Here is a 6,553-nt window from a genome sequence, read left to right as displayed (position 1 = left end):
GGCCAGCTAATGTTTTATGTGTTGTACTTGTTACTACATGTGCATAAAATAATGGATCTGGATATAATTTTGAAATAATTAATCCAGCAATATGTGAAATATCAACTAAAAAATATGATCCTACTATATCAGCAATATTTCTCATTTTTTTCCAATTACATATTCTAGAATATGAAGAAAATCCTCCAATAATAATTTTTGGTTTATATTTTTTTGCTAAATATAATAAATAATCATAATCAATTATTCCTTTTTTATTAATTTTATAAGGTATATTTTTATAAATTTGTCCTGAAAAATTTACTAAGGATCCATGTGTTAAATGACCTCCATGAGAGTTTTTTAGTCCCATAATAATATCTCCAGGCTTTAATAAAGCTAAATATACAGCAGAATTAGCTTGTGATCCTGAATGTGGTTGTACATTTACGTAATCTGCATTAAATAATTTTTTAGCTCTTTTTATAGCTAATTTTTCTATTTTATCTACATATTTACATCCACCATAATATCTATGATTAGGATATCCTTCTGCATATTTATTTGTTAATTGAGATCCTTGCGCATATAAAATATTAGAAGATACATAATTTTCAGAAGCTATTAATTCAATATTTTCTTCTTGTCTTATTTTTTCTTTATTTATTAAATTAAATAATTCTATGTCATGTTTTAAATTTTTTTTCAAAATGAATAAACCTTTTTGTTAAAATAAAAAATTATTTTTTTTTCTTTTTATAGAAAAAAATTTTTTTATAATATTTTTAGATTCTTTAATTAAAATACCGGATCTAATTTTTAGTCTATGATTAATATCATAAATTTTTAATAAATTTATAAATGTTCCTATTTTATCAGATTTTTTATTATATTTTTTATTATATGGACCAAATACTAAACGAGAAATTCTACTAATAATTATAGCTCCAAAACACATTAAACATGGTTCTAGTGTTACATACATAGTTGTATTTAATAATCTGTAATTTTTTAAATATTTTCCTGCTTTTCTTAAAGCTATTATTTCAGCATGTGCTGTAGGATCATTTTTTTTTATTGAATTATTATAACCATAAGAAATAATTTTATTATTTTTAATAATAATAGCACCGACTGGTATTTCTCCAGAATTTCTTGCTAAAATAGCTAATTTTAAAGTATATTTCATCCAATAAATATCATTATTCATTATAATAAATTTTTATATTTGATTGCATTAAAATTTAAATATATTATATATAATATATAGATATGTTTATTTTTATAATCATAAAATAAAATTATTTTTTATTTTATTTCATTAATTTTAAATATTTTAATTTTATCAATTTATTAATAAAAAATAACAACATAACTTAAAATTTTAATTAAATTATTATAAAGTAATTAAAATTTTATTTAAATTAATATTTATATATAAAGAGAATATTTTATAGTGATAAAAAAAATTACTTCTGTAAGTGGTATGCATGATTATTTATTTCCAGATACTTTATTATGGGAACATATTGAAAATGTTATTAAAAATACTTTAAAAAATTATGGTTATCAAGAGATAAAATTACCTATTTTAGAAAAAAGTGAATTATTTAAAAAAAATATTGGAGAATATACAGATATTGTAGAAAAAGAAATGTATAATCTATTAGATAGAAATAAAGATTCATTAACTTTACGTCCAGAGGGAACTACGGGATTTCTTCGTTCTATAGTAGAAAATAATATTTTTTATAATAATAGACGTTTTTGGTATAATGGACCAATGTTTAGATATGAAAGGCCTCAAAAAGGAAGATATAGACAATTTAATCAAATTGGTATTGAAATAATTGGATTAAAATCTCCTTATATAGATTCTGAAATAATTATTTTAACAAATAATTTATGGAAAAAATTAAATATTACAAATAATATTTTTTTAGAAATTAATTCTATTGGTTCTGTAATAGATAGACAAAAATATATAATAGAATTAATATTATTTTTTAAAAAAAATTTAAAATTTTTAGATTCAAATAATCAACAAAAAATATATAACAATCCATTAAGAATATTAGATAGTAAAAATAAAAATATTAAAAAATTATTAAATGATGCTCCTAAATTAAAAAATTTTATTGATAAAAAAAGTACAGATAAATTTCAGAAATTATGTGAAATTTTAAATATTATGAATATAAAATTTACTATAAATAATTATTTAGTAAGAGGATTAGATTATTATAATGATATTGTATTTGAATGGAAAACTAATAGTTTAGGTACTTCTAAGACTATTTGTGGAGGTGGTAGATATGATAAACTAATTAATAAAATTAGTTTTAACAAAGATAAAAATGGAGTTGGATGTGCAATTGGAATGGAACGTTTAATTTTACTAATTAAAAATACTGAATCTATAAAATTGGACATAAATTTTTTAATAGATATTTTTTTAATTCCAATGGAAAATAATTATATTTTAAAAAAAATTTTAATTATTGGAGAATTAATTAGGAGTAATTTTCCTAAATTAAGAATATTAACTAGTTATCTTTTTAAAAATTTAAAAAAACAAATTATTCAAGCAATTAAATATAAATCTCATTTTATAATTATTATAGGTCAAAAAGAAATAAATAATAATTCAATTATAATTAAGGATTTATATTCCAAAAAACAAATAATTGTACCAGAAAATAAATTAATATTAAATTTAAAAAAAATATTAAAAAATATTTAAGTTAAAATTTATTATTTTAAATAATATTTATTATATAATAAATAAAACTTTTATATTTATAATAATATTATATGTTTATCTAAAATAATGAGTAAAATATGAAGTTATCAAAATTTATAATTTTAATATTTATTTTTTCTACTTTTTCTTTTATATCTTGTACATATAAAAAAAATCATATTTTTAATAAAACAAATTTTAAAATATCTCAATTAAATTTAATACAATTAAAATTAATTTGGAAAAAAAAAATAGAAAATAATAATATTAATTATACAAAATTATATCCTGTATATAAAAATAATTTATTATACATAGCTAATAAAAATGGAACTATTTATTGTATAAGTATGCAAACAGGTAAAATTATTTGGCATGTTAATCTTATAAAAAATTTTTGTATTTTTTCATATTGTAAATATAATGATTTTACTAGTGGACCAATTATATCTAATAATTATTTATATTTAGGAAATAAAAAAGGTCAAATTATTGCTTTAAATATTAAAAATAAATCTATAATTTGGAAAACAAATGTTTTTAATGAAATATTATCTAGTTTTATAATTAAAAAAGATATTTTATTAGTTCACAATATAGATGATATTTTACAAGGATTAAATAAAAAAAATGGGAAAATTTTATGGACAGTTAGCTTAGGGCGTCCAAATAAATTATCTATTAAAGGGGTATCTACTCCAGTAATTTTTTTTGATAATGTTATTACAGGAGGTGATAATGGTATAATTAGTTCTCGTATAATTACTAATGGATCATTAGTTTGGGAACAAAATTTATTTAAATTTAATGATCAAAATAATTTTCTTAATATTAATGATATTGATATAAAACCAGTTATATATAATGGTAATATTTATGTATCTTCTTACAATGGAAATTTTATAGCTTTAGATTTAAGTACTGGGAAAATTATTTGGAAAAAGATATATTTTACTTATAAAAATTTTATCATATATAAAAATATTATATATTTAATAGATTCTAAAAATAGGATTATTGCATTAGATGCAAATAATGGTAATTTAATTTGGATACAAAATAGATTTAAAAAAAATAAAATAGATAATTTATTTTTTTATAAAAAAAATATTTTTTTTACAAATAATAAAGGATTTATTTATTGGATAAATTATAAATCAGGAAATTTTATTGGAAATAAAAAAATTGATAAATATAAAATTAGATTTATTTTTTTAATAAAAAATAAATTAATTATACAAACTATATATAATAAAATTTATTTATATAAAATTAAAACAATATAATAAAATAAAGAGATAAAAAAATGATATTTAAGTATCCTGTTATTACTATTTTGGGGGGTAATAACGTAGGAAAATCATCTTTATATAATATTTTAACAAAAAAGTATAATTCTTTAGTTAATAAAATTTCAGGATTTACAATAGATAGAAAATATGGTAGTGCTAAAATAAAAAATTTTAAATTTATTTGTATTGATACAATAAGCTATTCTAATTATGATGAAAAAATTTATAAAAATAATTTTATAGTAAAAGAACAAATATTAAAATCAATTAAAGAATCAAATTTAATTTTATTAATAATAAAAGGAAATAAACTTAATACTACAGATTATAAAATTATTAAAAAAATAAGAAAATATGAGAAAAAAATAATTATATTATTAAATACAAAAGATAAAATTTTTTTAGATAAAGAATTTTATTCTTTAGGTATTGATTTTTATATTATTAATTTTATTAAAAATAATGATATTTTAAAATTACAAAAAATATTATTTTTTTATATAAAAAAAATTTATTCATATAAAAATTATATTAATGAATTATCTAATAATATAGAAAAAAAAAATCAAATAAAATTAGCTATTATAGGTTTACCTAATGTTGGTAAATCTACTTTAATTAATAGTATTGTTAATGAAAAAAGAATGGTTGTTAGTAATGTTCCAGGAACAACAAGAGAAAGTATTTTAGTACCAATTAATAATTTTAATAATTTTAATAAAAATATTATCTTAATTGATACAGCAGGTATAAAAAAAAAAAATAAAATAAAAAATAAAATAGAAAAATTTTCAATTTTAGAAACTTATAAAATGATAAAAAAATCTAATATTATTTTATACATTATTGACGGAGAAAAAAAAATCTTTTGTAATAAAGATATATCAATAATACAAAATATTATTTCTAAAGGAAAACCTATAATTTTGATTATTAATAAATTAGATTTAATTACATTAAATGATATTAATTATATAAAAAAACTTATAAAAATAAAATTTAATATTTTTCCTATAATTTCTATATCAGCTAAATTTTTGAAAAATATAAATTATGTTTTTAAATTAATATATAAAATATATAATATTTCTAATAAAACTTATAATACTTCAAAACTTATGAAAATTTTATATTTAGCAACTAATTCATTTTTACCTCCGATACATAATGGTAGACGTATAAAATTAAAATACATAAGTCAAAATAAAAATCATCCACTAATATTTAAAATCTATGGTAATCAAGTTACCAAATTAAATAATAATTACAAACGTTATTTATTAAATTTTTTTTATAAAGAATTAAAATGTATAGGAAATATTATAATTTTAAAATTTAAAGAAAATAAAAATCCATATAATTAAATTTTCTATATTAAATTATATATTGAATATATAATTATTTTTTTTAATATTAAATTTTATTAATTATAAACATGAAAAATAATATTCCATATTTTAGATTTGAAGTTGCGCCTATGTTAAAAAAGACAAATAAATATTGTAGATATTTTTATCGTCAATTAACTAAAAAATCACTTTTATATACTGAAATGATACATATAAATACAATTAAAAATAATGAAATAATTTTATTAGAAAATTATAATGTAAATAATTTAGTATTACAATTAGCTGGTAATCATCCAAGATTATTATCTTTATGTTGTAAAAAAGCAGAAAAAATAGGATATAAAGAAATTAATTTTAATTTAGGATGTCCATCTTTAAAATCTCAAAAAGGAAATTTTGGTGCATGTTTAATGAAACAACCCAAAGTAGTATCAAATTGTATAAAATCTATGAGTGATAGTGTTTCAATACCAATTACAATCAAAATGAGAATTGGTATTAATAATGATGATAGCTATACATTTTTATGTGAATTTATTAATTTACTAATGAAAAGTGGATGTCAAAGATTTATTATTCATGCTAGAAAAGCATTACTATGTAATAAAATTAATACTAAAAAAAATTTAATAATTCCAAAATTGAATTATAAAATTGTTTATAAAATAAAAAAAGAATTTCCAAATATAAAAATATCTATTAATGGTGAAATTAAAAATTTATCAGATATAAAAAATCATCTAAAATATTTTGATGGAGTCATGATAGGTCGTGAAGTTTTTAAAAATCCTAAAATATTAACAAAAATAGATTATCATATTTATAATAATAAAAATAAATTTATTACAAAAAATCCTTTAATAATAATAAAATCAATGTTTCCTTATATAGAAAGAGAATTAAATAATGGTGTTTCTTTAACAACTATTATTACTCCTATATTAAATATTTTCCGTGGTATTAATGGATTACATAAATTTAAAAAATTTATTTTTGATAAAACTAATTATCTTAATTTTAAAAAAATAGAAATTTTAGATAATGCATTATCTTTTATAAAAATAAAATAATATGTTTTATTTAAATTATTTTATAAAATTTAAAATTATATTTACATATGGTATATAAATAATTTAATGAAACAATTTAAATTTAAAAAAGATTTACAAATTGAAAAAATAAAAGAG

At 16.4% G+C, this 6,553-nt stretch carries 6 protein-coding genes; 4 read left to right on the top strand and 2 right to left on the bottom strand.

The features are described from left to right. Positions 1 to 688 (bottom strand): serine hydroxymethyltransferase (locus GJT91_RS02265; RefSeq protein ID WP_281352642.1); only part of this gene is annotated, 688 nt, incomplete at its 3' end. 18 nt (positions 689 to 706) lie between these two features. Next, positions 707 to 1,189 (bottom strand): tRNA adenosine(34) deaminase TadA, encoded by a 483-nt coding sequence (gene tadA / locus GJT91_RS00225; RefSeq protein ID WP_168868264.1) that lies wholly within the window; start codon positions 1,187 to 1,189, stop codon positions 707 to 709. Between the two features lie 246 nt (positions 1,190 to 1,435). Between tadA and hisS the strand changes: the two genes are divergently transcribed. The 4 genes from hisS (at position 1,436) to dusA (ending at position 6,436) form a co-directional block, all read left to right on the top strand. After that, complete coding sequence (gene hisS / locus GJT91_RS00220) at positions 1,436 to 2,722, top strand: histidine--tRNA ligase (protein WP_168868263.1); 1,287 nt, start codon at positions 1,436 to 1,438, stop codon at positions 2,720 to 2,722. 98 nt (positions 2,723 to 2,820) lie between these two features. Next, a complete protein-coding gene (locus GJT91_RS00215) occupies positions 2,821 to 4,008 on the top strand; it encodes an outer membrane protein assembly factor BamB family protein (RefSeq protein WP_168868262.1) in 1,188 nt (395 codons plus the stop codon). Positions 4,009 to 4,028: 20 nt separating this feature from the next. Beyond that, on the top strand, positions 4,029 to 5,378 hold the full coding sequence (gene der / locus GJT91_RS00210) for a ribosome biogenesis GTPase Der (protein ID WP_168868261.1): 1,350 nt from the start codon (positions 4,029 to 4,031) through the stop codon (positions 5,376 to 5,378). 71 nt (positions 5,379 to 5,449) lie between these two features. Then, positions 5,450 to 6,436 (top strand): tRNA dihydrouridine(20/20a) synthase DusA, encoded by a 987-nt coding sequence (gene dusA, locus GJT91_RS00205; RefSeq protein WP_168868260.1) that lies wholly within the window; start codon positions 5,450 to 5,452, stop codon positions 6,434 to 6,436. Positions 6,437 to 6,553: the final 117 nt, after the last annotated feature.

The organism is Enterobacteriaceae endosymbiont of Donacia semicuprea (genome assembly GCF_012570535.1).
In the GTDB taxonomy this organism is placed as follows: Bacteria; Pseudomonadota; Gammaproteobacteria; order Enterobacterales; family Enterobacteriaceae.
The sequence above is the reverse complement of the archived record's forward strand: the minus strand, read 5'-3'. Positions and strand labels throughout refer to the sequence as shown.

Coding starts and splice junctions, on each gene's coding strand:
- tadA (WP_168868264.1), bottom strand. CDS start 1,189: ATGAATAATGATATTTATTGGATGAAATATACTTTAAAATTAGCTATT.
- dusA (WP_168868260.1), top strand. CDS start 5,450: ATGAAAAATAATATTCCATATTTTAGATTTGAAGTTGCGCCTATGTTA.
- der (WP_168868261.1), top strand. CDS start 4,029: ATGATATTTAAGTATCCTGTTATTACTATTTTGGGGGGTAATAACGTA.
- GJT91_RS00215 (WP_168868262.1), top strand. CDS start 2,821: ATGAAGTTATCAAAATTTATAATTTTAATATTTATTTTTTCTACTTTT.